At 68.4% G+C, this 16,159-nt stretch carries 16 protein-coding genes and 5 pseudogenes; 11 read left to right on the top strand and 10 right to left on the bottom strand.

Annotation, left to right across the window (positions count from 1 at the left end; genetic code table 11):
• The first annotated feature begins 148 nt into the window (after nucleotides 1-148).
• The 3 genes from chvE to mmsB all read left to right on the top strand — a co-directional run bounded on the left by chvE (nucleotide 149) and on the right by mmsB (nucleotide 4,132).
• Nucleotides 149-1,243: a multiple monosaccharide ABC transporter substrate-binding protein gene (gene chvE / locus OHA89_RS37585; RefSeq protein ID WP_406368104.1), complete on the top strand. Its 1,095-nt coding sequence runs from the start codon at nucleotides 149-151 to the stop codon at nucleotides 1,241-1,243.
• A 102-nt stretch (nucleotides 1,244-1,345) separates the two neighbouring features.
• Nucleotides 1,346-2,893, top strand: coding sequence for a multiple monosaccharide ABC transporter ATP-binding protein (gene mmsA, locus OHA89_RS37580; RefSeq protein ID WP_406368103.1), 1,548 nt, complete (start codon nucleotides 1,346-1,348; stop codon nucleotides 2,891-2,893).
• 3 nt (nucleotides 2,894-2,896) lie between these two features.
• The gene (gene mmsB, locus OHA89_RS37575) at nucleotides 2,897-4,132 is read left to right on the top strand and encodes a multiple monosaccharide ABC transporter permease (protein WP_266616252.1); all 1,236 of its coding nucleotides are present in this window, start codon (nucleotides 2,897-2,899) and stop codon (nucleotides 4,130-4,132) included.
• A gap of 53 nt (nucleotides 4,133-4,185) precedes the next feature.
• Here the strand turns inward: mmsB and OHA89_RS37570 are convergent, their stop codons facing one another.
• Together OHA89_RS37570 and OHA89_RS37565 are read right to left on the bottom strand one after the other, a co-directional pair.
• Nucleotides 4,186-4,443 (bottom strand): hypothetical protein, encoded by a 258-nt coding sequence (locus OHA89_RS37570; RefSeq protein WP_266616253.1) that lies wholly within the window; start codon nucleotides 4,441-4,443, stop codon nucleotides 4,186-4,188.
• 137 nt (nucleotides 4,444-4,580) lie between these two features.
• The gene (locus OHA89_RS37565) at nucleotides 4,581-5,984 is read right to left on the bottom strand and encodes a N,N-dimethylformamidase beta subunit family domain-containing protein (RefSeq protein WP_406368102.1); all 1,404 of its coding nucleotides are present in this window, start codon (nucleotides 5,982-5,984) and stop codon (nucleotides 4,581-4,583) included.
• Between the two features lie 316 nt (nucleotides 5,985-6,300).
• On the opposite strand from OHA89_RS37565, the pseudogene OHA89_RS37560 reads away from it, so the two are divergent.
• Nucleotides 6,301-6,471: pseudogene (locus OHA89_RS37560) on the top strand (tetratricopeptide repeat protein); the annotation flags it as partial.
• A 99-nt stretch (nucleotides 6,472-6,570) separates the two neighbouring features.
• On the opposite strand, the gene OHA89_RS37555 reads toward OHA89_RS37560, so the two are convergent.
• From OHA89_RS37555 to OHA89_RS37525, 7 genes and pseudogenes are all read right to left on the bottom strand, one after another.
• Nucleotides 6,571-6,849, bottom strand: coding sequence for a hypothetical protein (locus OHA89_RS37555; RefSeq protein WP_406368782.1), 279 nt, complete (start codon nucleotides 6,847-6,849; stop codon nucleotides 6,571-6,573).
• Between the two features lie 71 nt (nucleotides 6,850-6,920).
• A pseudogene (locus OHA89_RS37550) lies at nucleotides 6,921-7,627 on the bottom strand (transposase family protein); the annotation flags it as partial.
• Between the two features lie 122 nt (nucleotides 7,628-7,749).
• Nucleotides 7,750-8,274 (bottom strand): VOC family protein, encoded by a 525-nt coding sequence (locus tag OHA89_RS37545; protein WP_406368101.1) that lies wholly within the window; start codon nucleotides 8,272-8,274, stop codon nucleotides 7,750-7,752.
• A gap of 426 nt (nucleotides 8,275-8,700) precedes the next feature.
• Nucleotides 8,701-8,853, bottom strand: coding sequence for a hypothetical protein (locus OHA89_RS37540; RefSeq protein ID WP_406368100.1), 153 nt, complete (start codon nucleotides 8,851-8,853; stop codon nucleotides 8,701-8,703).
• Nucleotides 8,854-8,917: 64 nt separating this feature from the next.
• On the bottom strand, nucleotides 8,918-9,193 hold the full coding sequence (locus OHA89_RS37535; RefSeq protein WP_406368099.1) for a hypothetical protein: 276 nt from the start codon (nucleotides 9,191-9,193) through the stop codon (nucleotides 8,918-8,920).
• Between the two features lie 727 nt (nucleotides 9,194-9,920).
• Nucleotides 9,921-10,337: a hypothetical protein gene (locus tag OHA89_RS37530; RefSeq protein ID WP_257559094.1), complete on the bottom strand. Its 417-nt coding sequence runs from the start codon at nucleotides 10,335-10,337 to the stop codon at nucleotides 9,921-9,923.
• Nucleotides 10,338-10,596: 259 nt separating this feature from the next.
• Entirely contained in the window at nucleotides 10,597-11,301 is a 705-nt protein-coding gene (locus tag OHA89_RS37525; RefSeq protein WP_406368098.1) for a hypothetical protein, read from the bottom strand.
• A 347-nt stretch (nucleotides 11,302-11,648) separates the two neighbouring features.
• Between OHA89_RS37525 and OHA89_RS37520 the strand changes: the two genes are divergently transcribed.
• From OHA89_RS37520 to OHA89_RS37495, 6 genes and pseudogenes are all read left to right on the top strand, one after another.
• Nucleotides 11,649-12,152 carry a DUF4231 domain-containing protein gene (locus OHA89_RS37520; protein WP_406368097.1) on the top strand — a complete coding sequence of 168 codons (504 nt, stop codon included), beginning with the start codon at nucleotides 11,649-11,651 and terminating at the stop codon, nucleotides 12,150-12,152.
• Between the two features lie 90 nt (nucleotides 12,153-12,242).
• Nucleotides 12,243-12,520, top strand: a pseudogene (locus OHA89_RS37515) (hypothetical protein); the annotation flags it as partial.
• Nucleotides 12,521-12,613: 93 nt separating this feature from the next.
• Nucleotides 12,614-13,039 (top strand): annotated as a pseudogene (locus OHA89_RS37510) (DUF3732 domain-containing protein); the annotation flags it as partial.
• Between the two features lie 91 nt (nucleotides 13,040-13,130).
• A complete protein-coding gene (locus OHA89_RS37505) occupies nucleotides 13,131-13,388 on the top strand; it encodes a DUF3732 domain-containing protein (RefSeq protein WP_406368096.1) in 258 nt (85 codons plus the stop codon).
• 426 nt (nucleotides 13,389-13,814) lie between these two features.
• The gene (locus tag OHA89_RS37500; protein WP_266616264.1) at nucleotides 13,815-14,105 is read left to right on the top strand and encodes a hypothetical protein; all 291 of its coding nucleotides are present in this window, start codon (nucleotides 13,815-13,817) and stop codon (nucleotides 14,103-14,105) included.
• Nucleotides 14,106-14,696: 591 nt separating this feature from the next.
• Entirely contained in the window at nucleotides 14,697-14,885 is a 189-nt protein-coding gene (locus OHA89_RS37495) for a hypothetical protein (RefSeq protein ID WP_266616266.1), read from the top strand.
• 312 nt (nucleotides 14,886-15,197) lie between these two features.
• Here OHA89_RS37495 and OHA89_RS37490 read toward each other — a convergent pair whose 3' ends face one another.
• Nucleotides 15,198-15,464, bottom strand: coding sequence for a hypothetical protein (locus tag OHA89_RS37490; RefSeq protein ID WP_266616268.1), 267 nt, complete (start codon nucleotides 15,462-15,464; stop codon nucleotides 15,198-15,200).
• Nucleotides 15,465-16,043: 579 nt separating this feature from the next.
• Here OHA89_RS37490 and OHA89_RS37485 point away from each other — a divergent pair.
• Nucleotides 16,044-16,145, top strand: a pseudogene (locus tag OHA89_RS37485) (IS630 family transposase); the annotation flags it as partial.
• Nucleotides 16,146-16,159: the final 14 nt, after the last annotated feature.

Raw genomic sequence — 16,159 nt, 5'->3', positions numbered from 1 at the left:
AACACTCAGGTATCGCCAGGCCGGAGCCGCTGCAAACCCGGACTTCGCACAGCGCGAGGAAACGACTCCCGGCCGGCCCCGCTCGACCGCTTCCGGTTCTCCCAGCCGGGTCGCACTGTGCCGGTCGCGGAACATCACTGGAGGAACTGTGCGGAAGCTTTCAGCGGGCCTTGTCACTCTGGGCCTGACGCTGTCGCTGGCAGCCTGCGGCCAGAGCGCCAACGGAGCAGGCGACGGCGGGGACGGCGGGGACGCCAAAGGCGGCCTCATCGGCATCGCGATGCCGACCAAGTCGTCGGAGCGCTGGATCAACGACGGCAACAACATGGTCAAGGAGTTCCAGGCCAAGGGTTACAAGACCGACCTCCAGTACGGCGACAACGTCGTGGAGAACCAGGTCTCCCAGTTGGAGAACATGATCACCAAGGGAGCCAAGCTGCTGGTGATCGCCGCCATCGACGGTTCCTCGCTCACCAACGTGCTGCAGAAGGCCGCCGACGCCCACGTCCCCGTCATCTCCTACGACCGGTTGATCCGCGGCACCGGGAACGTCGACTACTACGCGACCTTCGACAACTACAAGGTCGGCGTCCTCCAGGGCAGCTACATCGTCGACAAGCTCGGCGTCAAGGACGGCAAGGGCCCCTTCAACATCGAGCTGTTCGCCGGCTCACCGGACGACAACAACGCCGCGTTCTTCTACAACGGCGCGATGAGCGTCCTCAAGCCGTACATCGACGACAAGAAGCTGGTCGTGCAGAGCGGCCAGACCTCCCTCAACCAGATCGCCACACTGCGCTGGGACGGCGGTCTCGCCCAGTCCCGGATGGACAACCTGCTGAGCAAGTCGTACACCGCCGCCCGCGTCGACGCCGTGCTCTCGCCGTACGACGGCATCTCGATCGGCATCATCTCCTCGCTCAAGGGCGTCGGCTACGGCGCCGGCCAGCCACTGCCCGTGGTCACGGGCCAGGACGGCGAGCTGGCCTCGGTCAAGTCGATCATCGCAGGCGAGCAGACCCAGACCGTCTACAAGGACACCCGCCAACTTGCCAAGGCCGCGGTCCAGATGGGCGACGCGCTGCTGACCGGCGGCAAGCCCGAGGTCAACGACACCGGCCAGTACGACAACGGTGTCAAGACCGTACCGGCGCAGCTGCTCCAGCCGGTCAGCGTCGACAAGGAGAACTACCAAAAGGTCCTGGTGGACAGCGGCCAGTACACCGCGGACCAGCTCAAGTAGCCCACGGAGCCCGACCGACGGGTCCGGCGACGACGAAACGGCGGTGCGACGCCCGGGAGACCGCCCGGCACCGCACCGCCCCGACGATACGGATGCACAACCATGGCCCGACCCGTTCTCGAGATGCGGTCGATCAGCAAGACGTTTCCCGGTGTCAAGGCCCTCTCCGAGGTCAACCTCACCGTCGCCGCTGGTGAGGTGCACGCCGTCTGCGGTGAGAACGGCGCCGGCAAGTCCACGCTGATGAAGGTACTCAGCGGGGTCCACCCCCACGGCGGCTACCAGGGCGAGATCTACTTCGAGGGCGAGCCCTGCCGGTTCCGGGACATCCGGGCCAGCGAGCAGCGCGGCATCGTGATCATCCACCAGGAACTCGCGCTGGTGCCCTACCTGTCCATCGCCGAGAACATCTTCCTCGGCAACGAGCACGCCACCCGGGGCGTCATCAGCTGGCACCGGACGCTGACCCACGCAGCCGCGCTGATCCGGCAGGTCGGACTCGACGAGAGCCCGCACACCAGGATCGCCGACCTCGGCGTGGGCAAACAGCAGTTGGTCGAGATCGCCAAGGCGCTCGCCAAGAAGGTCAAGCTGCTCATCCTGGACGAGCCGACGGCCGCCCTGAACGACGAGGACAGCCGCAAGCTGCTCGACCTGATCCTCGAACTCAAGGCCCAGGGCATCTCCTGCATCCTCATCTCGCACAAGCTGAACGAGATTGCCCGGGTCGCCGACGCCGTCACCATCCTGCGCGACGGGCGGACCATCGAGACCATCGCGATCGGGCCCCAGGGCATCTCCGAGGAGCGGATCATCCGTGGCATGGTCGGCCGCGACCTGGAACACCGCTACCCCGAGCGCACCCCGGAGATCGGCGAGGTCGCCTTCGAGATCGAGGACTGGAGCGTCCAGCACCCGATCGACCACCGGCGCAAGGTGGTCGACGGCGTCTCGCTCAACGTCCGTCGAGGCGAGATCGTCGGCATCGCCGGCCTCATGGGCGCCGGTCGCACCGAACTGGCCATGAGCGTCTTCGGCCGTTCGTACGGACGGTGGACCGGCGGCCGGGTACGGCTGGACGGCCGGGAGATCCGTACCCGGACGGTGCCGGAGGCGATCGGCCACGGCATCGCCTACGTGACCGAGGACCGCAAGCAGCTCGGCCTCAACCTCAACGACGACATCAGCCGGAACATCTCGCTGAGCGCCCTCGACAAGGTCGCCCGGCGGGGCTGGGTCGACCGGCACGAGGAGGCCCGCATCGCCGAATCGTTCCGGCGGACCATGAACATCAAGGCCCCCTCGGTGTTCGCGGAGACCGGCAAGCTCAGCGGCGGCAACCAGCAGAAGGTCGTCCTCAGCAAGTGGATCTTCGCCGAGCCGGAGGTGCTGATCCTCGACGAGCCCACCCGGGGCATCGACATCGGTGCCAAGGCGGAGATCTACACCGTCATCACCGAGCTCGCCGCCCAGGGCAAGGCGGTACTCGTCATCTCCTCCGAACTCCCCGAACTCCTGGGCCTGTGCGACCGGATCTACACCATGGCCGAAGGCCGGATCACCGGTGAAGTGAACCGCGCGGACGCCACCCAGGAATCCCTCATGCGGCTCATGACCATGTGTGCGGCATCCCCCGACAAGCAGGTGTGAGGCATGGCCCAAACCAAGACCACCCCGGACACCACGCCCAGCACACCGGAGACCGGCCAACGACCGTCGGCCGGTGCCGTACTGGCCCGAGCACTGCGCGGCAACCTGCGCCAGTACGGGATGCTGCTCGCACTGGCGCTGATCGTGCTGCTGTTCCAGTTCTGGACGGACGGCATCCTGCTCCAGCCGCTCAACATCACCAATCTGATCCAGCAAAACGGCTACATCCTCATCCTGGCCATCGGCATGATGATCGTCATCATCGCCGGGCACATCGACCTGTCTGTCGGGTCGCTCGCCGCCTTCGTCGGGGCGGCCGCGGCGGTGATGATGGTCAAACACCACGCGCCGTGGCCCGTGGCGCTGGTGGCCGCGCTGCTGATCGGGGCCCTCGCCGGAGCCTGGCAGGGCTTCTGGATCGCCTATCTCGGGATCCCCTCGTTCATCGTCACGCTGGCCGGCATGCTGCTGTTCCGCGGTGGGACCCAGATCCTCCTGCAGGGCCAGTCGGTGGCGCCGTTCCCCAAGGGCTTCCAGAACATCAGCAGCGGCTTCCTCCCCGAGGTCGGCCCCCACACCAACTACCACAACCTCACCCTGCTACTGGGCCTCTCGGTGCTGGCCGTCGCGATCCTGCAGGAGGTGCGCGGACGGCGGCGGGCCGCCTCGTACGGGCTGGAACCGCTCCCGGCCGGGCTGTTCCTGGTGAAGCTCGGCGCGATCACCGCGGCCGTCGTGGCCTTCACGCTGCTGCTGGCCAGCTACCACGGCGTGCCGATCGTCCTGCTCATCCTCGGCGTCCTGCTGGTCGGCTTCGGATACGTGATGCGCAACTCGATCCTCGGCCGGCACACCTACGCCATCGGCGGCAACGAGGCGGCGGCGCGGCTGTCCGGGGTGAAGAGCAAGCGGGTCGTCTTCCTGGCCTTCGTGAACATGGGCGTCCTCGCGGCCCTGGCCGGGATGGTCTTCGCCGCGCGACTCAACGCCGGTACGCCGCAGGCCGGCATCAACTTCGAGTTGGAGGCGATCGCCGCCGCCTTCATCGGCGGCGCCTCCGCGAGCGGCGGTGTGGGAACCGTCCTCGGTGCGCTCACCGGCGGTCTGGTGCTGGGCGTGCTGAACAACGGCATGTCGCTGGTCGGCGTGGGTACCGACTACCAGCAGGTGATCAAGGGCCTGGTACTGCTCGCGGCCGTCGGCTTCGACGTCTACAACAAGCGCAAGGTCGGAGCCTGACCCCACCCCTCCTCGGCTCGGCGCCGCCGCCCGCACGAGGAGGGGTGCCCCGCCTATCCGGAGCCCGCCTCCTGCGGCTCCGCTCGCGCGTCGACGATCCGCTCGAAGAAGAACTCGTGCTTGAGGAAGGAGACGTCGTACTCATGACCCGGGTACGGCGGGATCAGCTGAGTGGCCTGGATCAGCCGCCAGCCCGCCCGGAGCGCCGCCACCCCCGACTCGTACGGCGGCTCGTCGCTGTAAGTGTGGGTCTCCCTGTTGAGGCCTACGTCCTGAACGTCACCGTCACCAGCACGACCGGCTCGGGTCATCTCTCGGTCGCCCCGGACCCGTACTCGATGGACGCCTACCGCTACGGACGACCGGCCACGCCCCCTCGGTGCCCTCGGTGCCGGGATCGACCGTCACGGCGAAACGACGGCGTGGTACTACATGCCGGGCATCACGGTCATGTCCTGTAGTGCACGGCCAGATTGTCCTCGGCGGGCCTGGCGCGACCGGCCGGGCCCTTCGCGAACGCCCGGAGCACGTTGGCGGTGACGGTGCGGGTGAAGTGACCGGCCCGCGCGCCCAACCCGTGGCTCGCCTTGCCGCCTCCGGGAGCGCCCGCGTCGAGGGCCTCCACCCAGCGCATGGTGCCCGTTGCGAAGACCCCGGCCCCGCCCGGGAGCGACAGGTACGCGGTGTCCGCGTACGAGGGGCGGCCTTTGCACACCACCGGTGAGTGCGCGAGGATCTCGACCGGCCGCGGCGTCGGGTGCGCCGCGTTCACCCGGTCGAACTCCACACCCACCAGGTGGGGAAAGGAGTCCCCCGCCCCCGCCCCGGTACCCGCCAGTAGCCAGTGCTCTGGGTGGGAGACCACGTAGGGGGCGTCGACCGGATAGCCGTCGTACAGCACGCCGAGCAGCGAGCTCTCGGGGTCGGAGCCGGGCGTGCGCCGGAAATCGTGGGTGGGCGGGGAGCCCCGCTGGAAGCCGGGGTCCTTGGCGTAGTCATCCTTGTAGCAGACCACGTTGCGGTCCGGCCCCACGGCGGAGGCCTCGAAGCGGATCCGCCGGTAGCAGCAGTTCGCCCCGAGGACTGCCAGGTTCGTACCTGTGTCGCGCGCCCGGGTCACGTGGCGGCGCTGCTCGGGGCTCCAGTACTCGTCGTGGCCCAGCGAAACCATGGCAGCCGCCCCCATGAGGAAGTCGGGACGGCGGGCCACGTCCACGCCCGTGGTGTACGCCAGGGGAAGGCCCATGCGTTCCGCCAGCGCGATCAAGGGTGCCTCGTACGGGAGGAACTGACCCGCGCCCTGCCTGTTCTCGTACGGACGGTCGAAGGTGACCTGAAGGGACCGTGATCCCCTCCTGCCCGTCACCCCCCTGTAGAGGTCCGCACCGCCCCACCGGTTGTAGGCCTGCCAGGTGGCCACTGAGTTCATGATCACCGTACGGCCGGCCGCCGAGGCCGACCGTACGGTGACTGGCATGAACCGCTGCGCCTGCCCGTCCTGGGTGTCCAGCCTCAGCAGGTAACTGCCCTCCGGCCAGCCGGAGGTGTCGATCCGCGCCGTCTCACACCACTTGGCGCGGGCCGTCCGTGTGTCGGGGTCGAGCATGGCCGGCGGTTGGAGAACACCCGGCAGGGCGGCCGACCGCCACACCAGACGGGCCCTGGCCCCTCCGTACCAGCCCATCCGGTACGCACGGACGGTGTAGTACGCGGACGTCGTCGATACCCGCAGACCGAGCCGCTCCCCCGGACGGACGCTGACCCGGTCGGCGAACCCTTCGATGGCCCGCGCCGGGCCCCTCCGGCTGATCCGCCAGTCGGGGGAACCTGCCAGAGCGTTCTCGGCCTCCACGTCCAGTCCGCACCCAGCAGACACCGGGCGAACGGCTTGGTGGGCTCCGGCTGCGTCGCGGGCCGCCGCAGTCCCGACGGTCCAAGATCCGATCGTGGCCGCTGCCAGGCCCAGCATCAGCCGACGCCCGGGCCCCCGGACGACGCCGGACTCCCCTGCGGAACCCGTCTGATCCACCACATCACCTCGGCATTTCGAATCGGCTGGCCCTCGTTCTAGCCCACCGCCAACCACCGGCCCGGCAGGACGCGCACACAGGCGAAATCCTTCGCCTCGAAGGCACCCCTCCCGACCCCGCGCGTGTCGCGGTAGTCGCCGAGAAGCAGCCGACCTCCACCAGCAAACCCTCAACGACCGAACCCGCATCCTGGGGCCCGACCACCCCGACACCCTCCAGAGCCGCAACAACCTCGCCAGCGCTGATACAGACCGTGGCCGACGGCGTCGATGGTGGCATGGCCGAGACCGCCCTCCTGCCTCTTACTGATCGTTTCAGAATGAGGTGGGCGCGTGCTGCTGCGCAGGGGCCCCTGACCGCCGGCGCCAAGCCGCCCCCGGGGTTTCCGGCCCGATCGGAACCGGTCGATCACTCGACCTCGCCGCGCACCGCCAGCGGCACCGTGCCAGGGCGCTGCCGGCGTTGGACCGACTCCCCGAACTCCCCTGCCGGCCCGGCCAACGCGTCGGCGTCCTCCTCGGTGCACCAGCCGGCCAGCCGCTCCTCCTCCACGTCGTCCGCCAGGACCAGCCACGGGTCGTCGAGACGGACGGTGCGCGCACGACCACGGGAGCCGGCCACGGCCAGCGTGGCCGCAGGCAGAGTGGCGGGGACGCCGATCGTGTCGTGGGCAAGGAGCCAGTCCACCACCGCACGCGGGTCGAATTCCCGATGCGGCTCGGTGCCACCCCCGGGTCCGGGAAGTCGCACAAGCGCCGACGCCAGTTCACAACCGCGGCCTGGCCCACCTCCGCCAGGGCGGCAAGGGAGCCGCCAATGTCCCGAACAGCCGGAGACCCCGCAAAGCCCGCCCAGACCGCATAAGCCACCCTTCCCGCCCTCGACTCGCCCCGCTCCTCCACTGCGGTGCCGTCACAAGCAGCGCACCCCGGCCAGCATTTCAGTCCTGCCGCGGCAAGCATGTCGATGATCCCGTGGCTGCGGGCAGCGGTCAGATCGTGGGTCGAGCCGGGCAGCGCCGCGGACGCCCAGATCAGATGTCCGAAGGGAGCGGCGAGAACCTGCACGTTCATGCCGTGCCGCTTGTGTTTCCCGGAGTAGCCGGAGTAGTACGGAGTGTCGGCGGCGATCCGGTCGATCGGCAGCAGGGTGCCGTCCAGGATCACGAACGCCTTCGTCGAGGCCGTCTTCATCGCCTCGGCCAAGGTCGGCGCGACGCCGGCCAGCACGTCGACGGCCTCGCGGACGTATCGGTAGACGGTTGCGATCCCGATGCCGAATCCAGCGACGAGCTGGGCATAGGTGTCGCCGCACCACAGGTGAGCCAGCGCAAGGTGCGCCTGACGGCCAGCAGTCAGGGGCGCCGCCAGCGTGTGCCGATCTCCAGCAACCGGGCGATGAGTTGACCGGTCAGGTACCTCAGGGTGCTGGTGGACAGATCTATTGATGATGGGTAGGCAAGCACGCGAAGCTCCTGGGGACACGGGTGATCTTGGTCGGGATATCGTCCACCAGGAGCTTCGTTGGGCCAATGCACTGCTGTCGGCCCTCAACTCCCCTTGTCTGCAGTCAGGTCGGAAGTTGATCTCAGTGGGTTGGGCGCTGCGGGGCGCTGGCCACCCCTGCCTCCCGGCCGCTGAGCGCGGCGTCCAGGGTCTCCTGGGCCGTGCGCATCGCCTCGGCGTACTTCGGCTCGGACATTCGCTGCCAGGCCAGGTCCGGTGCGATGTGCTCGACCCTGCTCATCACCCACCAGATGTTGCCGAACGGGTCCCGCACCCTGCCGCCGCGATCCCCCCACGCACTGTCGGCAACCTCGGTGATCACTTGTGCCCCGTGCGCAACAGCAGCAGCCATGGCGGCGTCCGCGTCCGGGACATAGACCCGCAACAGGCAGGGCATCACCGGCCAGTCGGGCCGTCGGTCGAAGGCCAGCACGACCGTGTCGCCGACTCGGATCTCGCCGTGACCGATGGTGCCGTCCTCGAGCGGCACCCGTGCAATCTCTTCGCCGTCGAACGCGACGGTGATGAAGTCGAACAGTGCGCCGGTGTCGTCGGTGACCACCCACGGTGCAACGCTGGTGTAGCCCTCGGGTGCAGTCTGACTCATCGGTGTCGTCCCCTCCTGTGGTTCTTCGTGGCGTGACGACACTAAAGGTCAACTAGGACAGTTTTGTTCCTAGATGAGCCCGGAATCAGCGCGAACCTCGTCAGCGCCCTGGTCATAGCCGTCCTCCCTCTAGAACCTCGTGCTGAGGATGAAAAGGGCTCAGTTCCACGGTGCGTACCTCCCTGGCGGCGAACGACACGGGCCGTTCCGGTAATCACGCCACCGCGGCAGGCACAGCCTCGGCTCGGATATCCCTCAGGCCAGGAACCTGCCAGTCCCGGCGGCAGGGCGGGCCAGGGCTGGAGGTAGCCCCTCACGGACCAGCGGGCCGGCTCCTCGCTGGTACCGAGCGCGGTCGCCACCTCCTCCCACGGGATCTGTCCGATCCGCACCGCCAGGGCCGCGTCTCCCCCCCCCCTTCGGCGATCAGGTGACGCAGGTCCGCGAGACCTCGGCCAGCTCGTCGAGGAACACCCCCCGCTGCGCTGGCACGATGCCCTGCTGCTCGAACCGGCGGTACACCTTCGCCGAGAGGGTCGCGTCCACGAGGCGGCCGGGCCTCGAGCCAAATGCCGACACCCGAGTTGGCGAACGACACCTCAGCGTCCGGAATGACGAAGTGGACCGCGCCCTGGGTTTCTGCTCAGACGCCGAGCCTCCGGAGGGTCTCCGTCATCAGACGGTTGCCCTTGGGCGCGTACCGCGAGGTGTACGAAGACAGCTCGGCAACCGCCGCACCCAGCCACTCGGGATCACCGAGCCGGTCCAACGCCTTCGCCTCGGTGAGCTGGCCGAACAGTGCGTTCAGCACAATGACCTGGCCGCCCGTGTAACCGCGCTCGTGCTGCGTGTACCGCACCGACCACGGCTCGTAGGGATGGCGCACAATGCCTCGCAGGGAGCAGTCGTCGCGGCCCATGTCGGCACCGTGCGCGAAGCCCCCCCACGACGCCTCCGAACCGGGTGACATGCCACCTTCGGTAGGCGGCTCGCACCTGCAGCTCCAAGAACCGGGACCACTCCGTGGCGAGCAGAGGCACCGCCTCTTCGCACCAACGGTGCTCCAGGCCCTCGGGCGTGAACACGATGGACAGGCCGTCCTTTCGCGTCGGGTCCCCGATCACCCACCGGGTCCCCGATCAGCTCCAACGGCCCCAGGTACTGCGCCATGGACTCCCCCTCCGTCCTGCCCTCCGCCCAACCGGGAACACAACCGATGCCCGCAGACCGCCCACCGGCGGTGCGTCCTCGATCATGTGCAGCGCCCGACCGGCGCGGACCCGCAGCCCCTCCCGAGTCGCGCCGTCGCCAGTAGCAGAAGCTCACAGTGGCTTTCCCCCGGCCGACAGCCCGGGCAGCCGATGAACCCGGTCAGCCTCCAAGTCCACCTCGGCGTCCTCCGCGGCGCGGCAGGGCCTCCGCGATCCGCCAGCTCGTCCTCCAGACACCGGGACCCGCACGTCCTGGCCATCCCGGGCACGGGCGACCCGGAGCATCCGGCGGCGAACGTGGCGGCGGGGCGCTGCCGCTGTCCGGAGACGACGTCGCGCTGCTGGACTCGCTGCACGGGTACCGCCTGACGGCCCGCGGGGACGCCGCAGGGGCCGGACCCGGCGGGTCCGGCCCCTGCGGCCGTATGTGGGGCGTCAGTTCTTGACGGGCTCCATGCAGAGGACGAACTTGTCCGATTCGAGCTGCTGCGCGAGAGCGACCTCGGCCACGCCCTCGCACTTGTCGATGTCGAAGGTGTTGTCTACGACCTTGACGACCTTGTAAAGGTCGGCCACCTTCTCGGTGCAGCCCTTGCTCTCGACCTTGGGGTCGTTCTCCGGGCCGGTGACGACGACGCAGTCACCGGCCTCCGCGTGCACCGGGGCCTCGCCCGTCAGGTAGGGAAGGCCCAGGCGCCAGAACAGTACGACCGCGATCGCCACGACGATGCCGAGGATTTTCTTCCCCAGGACGCCCTTCTTCTTCGCGGGCTCGGACGGCGCGACGGGGGCGTCGAACGGGCCGGGAGCGGCGGGCTGCTCGGGGGACTGCGGCGCGGGAGGCGTGGCCATGGAGGGTTCCTTGGGGACGTGTACGTGATCGAACGCGCGTACGCTACCGGCTCCTGAACACACAAAAGGGACTCTCTCCTTCCGTTTTCCAATCAGATACGGAGTCGTGATCCCTGTCGACTCGTCAGGCCACGCCGCCGGATCCCGGCCTACAGCAGGGCGGTGATCACCACCCTCCAGTCCACCAGCGGCCGAACGAAGGGGAGCGGGGCGACGTCCTCGCCCGAGGCAGCAGCGCCCGCAGGCGGGCCCGCCCGGGTCAGGAGGCGACGGACGCGTAGTGGCCGGCGTAAGCCTGGAGTCGGGGAGCGAGCGGGCTCTCGGCACCGGCTGAGTTCGCCTGCATCCACAGCTCGTTCTCCACGACGAAGCGGTACGCGAACTCCTCGAAGGTGTCGGCGCACCGCATCAGCGAGGAGGTCACCGCGGCCCGGACCTCCTCGGCCGGCTCCCCCTCCGCCCACCAGCCGGCGGACTCCAGTTCCACGGGCGAGAAGACCACGAACGCCTCGCCGGAGGGGCGCAGGTACAGGTACCAGATGACGCAGTCCTGCTGGTCGCGCAGGAACCGTACGAGACGGGCGCCCTCCTCGGCCGGGCTGTGCAACGGACCGGAGAGGTGGCTCCAGCAGGCCGTCACGGAGACCTCGTCGAAGGCGCGGCAGAGGCGCTCGCTGCCGTAGAAGGCGGCGAAGCCCTCGGGGAGCGCCAGTCCGGCCTCGGCCAGCTCCCGCTCCATGGCCGCGAGATGCTCCGTGTGCTCGGATCGCGGCCCGCCCGCCCCGCCCAGCCAGTCGAACCCGTCGTCGAGGTGCGCGGCCTCCAGCGGCGGCAGGCTCTCCAGGGGGTATATCTCGTAGGTGGACGCGCACGGCCGCAAGCTCCCCAGGTCCGTGGCGCACCAGCCGGTGGGGAAGGGGATGGCCGCGACGTCGGCTGCGGGCCCGGAAACGGAAACGGACATGGAGAACCCTTCAGAAGGTGGCCGGTTCAGCGGTATGCCAGCATCCTCGCGCCCGCCACTGACAACAGCCGGCTTCGTCGATCGCCTTCAGCAGGCGCAGCGACCGCTCCCGGCCCGCGTCCTGGCCCGCCGAGCACCGCCTGGTGTCCGGCGCCGGCGGAGCGCCACGCGCCGGCCAGCACTGCCGGGCACCTCGGTGCCGAGTTCCGGGTTGACGCTGATGGCGACGATCACGCGGTCCAGGCGGCTTCGCCGGTTCTCGGTAGTTCGGCTGCCGATCGGCGGCTCTGTGGAACCGCGCAGTCGCCAGGCAGTGTCTGACGTAGGGAGTCGCAAGGTGACGACGGGTGGCTTTGGAGGCGGACAGAGTGCAGCCAACTGGCGGATTGAGCGCAGGCCTCAGCCCGGAGGAGGTGGCTGCTCTCCTGCTGGGCAAGATTCGCCGAGGCGACGACTACGCCGATAGGAGGAAGCAGCAGTTCCGCCGGCTCGCTTCAGTGATCAAGATGGTGACTCTGACACTGTCCGCGGCGTCCACCATCATCCTGGGCCTGCAAAGCCTCAACACGTGGGCCGGTCTTGCCTTTGCGCTGGTGGCGCTAGGGACGTTGCTGGGGGCCGTCGAGCCGTTCTTCAACTGGCGCTCCCGATGGGTGCTGATGGAGGAGACACAGTACCGATTCCGGCGTCTGGCCGATGACCTGGAATACCTCGTGGCGTCAACAGATCCCGGCGATCTGACGCACGACCAAGTCAACGCCATTTTCCTTAGTTATCAGGATATTTGGGATGATCTGTGCCGCGTGTGGCTGGAGCAACGCCGGGAACCAGTGTCGTCGCGCGGTGCCTGAGACAGCCGTCGCCGTTCCGCTGCCAGACGCAGGCCGGGGCCGCCATGGAATGTGCAGGATCGATCCGACCAGCCGCAGGGCCGACGGTGGCGCACCATGTGGGGACTTCCCCGGCGGCCGGACCGGAGGCAACTAGCGCCTGGTGCCCGGCCTGGGTAAGGGGCAGGCTGCCGACCTTGCGTCGCCGCCCGGCCGGAACGAGCTGATCGCCTACGGACCGTTACTGTCCGACGACGGTGCCCTCTGGCTGGGCACGGCGGCGTTGGTTCGGGCGCCGAACCCAGACACGGCACGCGCCGTCCTGGCCCCGGACCTGTACGCCGACATCAAGGTGCACCAGTTGGCAGTTCGGTGGCCGGACGCCATGACCGAGGGCTTCCAGTCCGACGCCACCGGCGTGACTTCACGCTCTGTAGACGAAGTGGCCGCCAGCGGGGAATTGAAGTGGCCACGCCGGGGAGCTGAAGTGGCCGCAGGCGAGGAAATTTACTGGCCGCTGTCACAGCGCTCCGAGCAGGTCGGCCTCCTGGGGCAAGCCGAGGCCCAGGCCTACACCCGCGGCAGGATCAGCGCCTACCTGGGCCAGATCAGCACCACAACCGGCAGCCGGCCACCTCCAGCGGCTGCAAGCGGATGTCGCCATCGCGCAGCAACGTGTCCAGGGCCTCGAAGAGCAGCTCGACAGCGAAGCCATCGACGACAAGCTCACCCACAGCCTCGGCTACGTCAGCGGCAAGATGACCAGCCACGCCCGATTCCTCAAGCTCGAGCACGGCGACGGACTGGTCCGCCTGAACCCGAAGAAACTCACCGCCGTCACCGACACCCCTGACGGCATCACCGAACTGCTCCGTATCGGCAGCGGCAAGAACCACATCGGCTACCACCTGGCCGCCCATCTCGCCCTCCACCAGTACTTCACCGCGAACAGCCGACCCGTACCCGCTTCCCGTAACAGTCACCCGCCTCTTACAGCTCATGCACCAGGTCGTCACCGAGCTCTCCCCCGGCTTCCCGATCATCGTCAGCGACCACGCCGACCTGCCCCACACCTGGTACCAGGAATCCGTCCGCTACAACTGGCGCAACGGCGAAAAACTCATCCCCACCGCCTGGCTCGACGAAAACCCCGCCCCCGAGACCACGCCACATACGGGGATCACTGAAACTGCGCAGTACTCAACCAACCTGAGCAACCACAGCCAGGCCACAAAACACCGCAGGTCAGACGGCTGACGCACCCAGACACTGCGCAGATTCCATGAGCCACCCCAGCACCAAGCCACTCAACCAACCCGCACAACCCCAGGTCAGAAGCCTGACCATTGCTCAGATCCACTGACCGGCGACACCAGACGTTGAGGATCCGCAGCGCCCTGTCCGGCAAGAGCGCCATCGCTTGTCAGACAGCTCACGAGCCAAGGCGACGTCGTTCAACGGATGCGTCCGGATTGATGGCGATTCAAAGACTAGATCGGCCAGGAGTGCGCAGATCGTGCCCGACTTGATGCCGACGCGACGCACGCCCGCACAGCATCAAGTCGATAAGATCACGAACACCCGTGCGATATGTCCTGCGGGCACCCTCTGCTCGGGCGACCCATCTCACGCCCGCCCACTTTGAGTCGACTGCGCACGTTTGGCGCATCGGAAGGACCAGCCATGTCAAAGTCGCCGCAGGTCGGCCCCCTTACGCCGCTCACCAAGAAGAAGTTCTTTGACGGACTCGCCCCGTGGCAGGTGGTCCTCTCCCTGCTCCCGCTGGGACTGCTCTTCATAGGCGGTGCGATCGGCGGTGGGCTGGGCGCTCTGGGCATGGTCGCCAACGTGAAGATTGCCAAGACACAGCTGCCGACTGCCGGCAAGGTGGCAGCCATGCTAGGGGTCGGTCTCGCGGCGGTCGTCGTCTTCCTGACGGTCGCAGGATTGCTGTCCAACGCCTTGAACGGCTGATTCAACAGCCGAGCCGCGACAGCACGGCGAAATACGTCCGCCTCCTCGAAATCCGCCAGGAACGCGATTTCCCCTTGGGCCGGTGGCGTATCGACGTGCCGGCCCTGAAAGGATCTGCGGACGAGGTGCACCTGCTTCTGGCAGCGGAAGAATCGCCGAACCAACCCCCCACCGAGGCCAGGGCGGCGCAGTTCAGACGATCTGTCCGACTTGATGCTGGTTCAGGTGCGGACATGGCTGCGGAGTTCGCGGAGCCGGAACGGAGGCACGCACGGCCTCCAGGTGATCATGAGATCTGCAGGTGATCACGCCACCGCCCGCCACGTCGCGGAGTCCGGTCCGGAAGCAGCGGCTCAATCCGCGACCACTGCACATCAGTCAACGATATGACCAGACCAACGACCCGATGATCCGAGGGGGACGGCCTCGGTGCAGGATGAGCGCACGCTCCCTCCCCGACTGCTGTGGCGTGATCCCCGACCCATCCCCCGGTTGAATCGACAGGAGCCGGTACCCGAGATCGTCTGTGACCCCGGCTTCTATGAACCGAGTGATGAGGACGGCTGCTCAAGGTTCGGGGACTTCTGCCAGGTGCATGACCGCCCCTACTGGCACGAGCCCTGCGGGGAAGGGCCGCATCTCATCGCCCTGCACTGCCAAGAGCACGGGCCCGAGAACATGTGGCCGCAACCACTCATGCTGATGTTCCCAGAGGGGTTCGACCCGCCGCTGAGCGACGCGCAGCTGGCCTGGGTGCGGGCGAAGGACGACGCTGCCTAAGCATGATCCGAAAGAAACGCCCTAGCTCGCAGGCGGCACGGATGACTTCCTCGGTGGCGGCCCTCGGGCGGCCGCCGATCGGGCCGTGCTCGCGGGCGGCGGCCAGGCCGGCCGCCGGGGGTGATGGCATCCAGGTTCTCGTGCAATGAGGTGAAGCCGATTCTGCTCGCGCGGTTCGCCATCCTGGCGGGCCAGCTGCTCGACGCCACACACCCGGGCCGGCCGCTGGTGGAGCGGGCAGCCCGGGTGGACCGGCCCGGCGTCAGCCGGGCGCGTCGTGCGACCCAGTGGTGCGGGGGCCGTAAGCCCGTCTCAATTGCCGATGCCGGAGCTGCCGATGCCGGTGTTGCCGATGCCGTGGCTGCCGATGCCCGTGTTGGCGATGCCCGCGTTGCCCAGACCCCAGTTGGCGATGCCAGCGTTGCCGATGCCGCCGTTGAAAGCGCCTGCGTTGCCGACTCCCGCGTTGCCGACTCCCGCGTTGCCGACGCCGTCGGCGCTGGCCGCGCCGGCGCCGCAGATGGCCAGCACTGCCGCGGCACCCAGCGCGGCCGTCACACGGAGAAGAGTTGTGTGCATCGTCACATACCTCCTGCTTTGGGACTATTTGCCACCTATCTCTAGCACGCGGCCGTACCGAATACGGGGATAAATGTCTGAATCTGCCGTGTCGCTCAGATGCCTCGTCCGACGGCGTCCGGGTCACAGGTCGGCGGCCCAGAAGACCCGCCCACCGCCGAGGCAGCCGTTGTCCCGGAGCAGCGCTGTACCGATGCTCCCCGAAGGCCGGACCCAGCCTGCGGGACGCCCAGACCGTCGGTACGACTTTCCAGCGGTGGGCGGTGCCTCCCGTCGTCAGGAACGGCGGCTCGGCGCCGACAGCCAGGGCGACTCCCGAACTGCTGCCAAAACGCTGCTCTTCGACGTGTACAAAGCCACTGGCGCGGTCCGCGACGGCACGCCCAAAGATTGCTGTGGGGGCGGACCCCTCCACACTACGTATGGAGGAGTGGCCGCCGCGCTCGGCTGGGCTCGGCTTCGCCGAGCCAGGGCCGGTCCCATGGGCCGGGGTTCCCGGGTTCCAGAAGGCGGCCGCGGTCCGGGCAGTCAGTGTGCGCGCCGCCTGCCAGGTGGGCCCTCGCAGGCCAGACCGGCGGGCGCCACCCCGGTATCCTCGCCGCCCAGCGACGCGAACGCGCCCGCATCCGCAGCGAGAAAGGCATCCGCTGCGGCGGCAGACCGCTACCAACAGCGGCCTGACACCCAACCCGGCA

Source organism: Streptomyces sp. NBC_01546 (assembly GCF_045208355.1).
Taxonomy (GTDB): Bacteria; Actinomycetota; Actinomycetes; order Streptomycetales; family Streptomycetaceae; genus Streptomyces.
This window is presented reverse-complemented; position numbering and strand designations above follow the sequence as displayed.

What these genes read in the sequence shown, in the direction of transcription:
- mmsA (WP_406368103.1), top strand. Translation starts at nt 1,346, where the DNA reads ATGGCCCGACCCGTTCTCGAGATGCGGTCGATCAGCAAGACGTTTCCC.
- mmsB (WP_266616252.1), top strand. Translation starts at nt 2,897, where the DNA reads ATGGCCCAAACCAAGACCACCCCGGACACCACGCCCAGCACACCGGAG.
- OHA89_RS37570 (WP_266616253.1), bottom strand. Translation starts at nt 4,443, where the DNA reads ATGACCCGAGCCGGTCGTGCTGGTGACGGTGACGTTCAGGACGTAGGC.
- OHA89_RS37545 (WP_406368101.1), bottom strand. Translation starts at nt 8,274, where the DNA reads ATGAGTCAGACTGCACCCGAGGGCTACACCAGCGTTGCACCGTGGGTG.
- OHA89_RS37535 (WP_406368099.1), bottom strand. Translation starts at nt 9,193, where the DNA reads ATGGGCCGCGACGACTGCTCCCTGCGAGGCATTGTGCGCCATCCCTAC.
- OHA89_RS37530 (WP_257559094.1), bottom strand. Translation starts at nt 10,337, where the DNA reads ATGGCCACGCCTCCCGCGCCGCAGTCCCCCGAGCAGCCCGCCGCTCCC.
- OHA89_RS37525 (WP_406368098.1), bottom strand. Translation starts at nt 11,301, where the DNA reads ATGTCCGTTTCCGTTTCCGGGCCCGCAGCCGACGTCGCGGCCATCCCC.
- OHA89_RS37505 (WP_406368096.1), top strand. Translation starts at nt 13,131, where the DNA reads ATGCACCAGGTCGTCACCGAGCTCTCCCCCGGCTTCCCGATCATCGTC.
- OHA89_RS37500 (WP_266616264.1), top strand. Translation starts at nt 13,815, where the DNA reads ATGTCAAAGTCGCCGCAGGTCGGCCCCCTTACGCCGCTCACCAAGAAG.
- OHA89_RS37490 (WP_266616268.1), bottom strand. Translation starts at nt 15,464, where the DNA reads ATGCACACAACTCTTCTCCGTGTGACGGCCGCGCTGGGTGCCGCGGCA.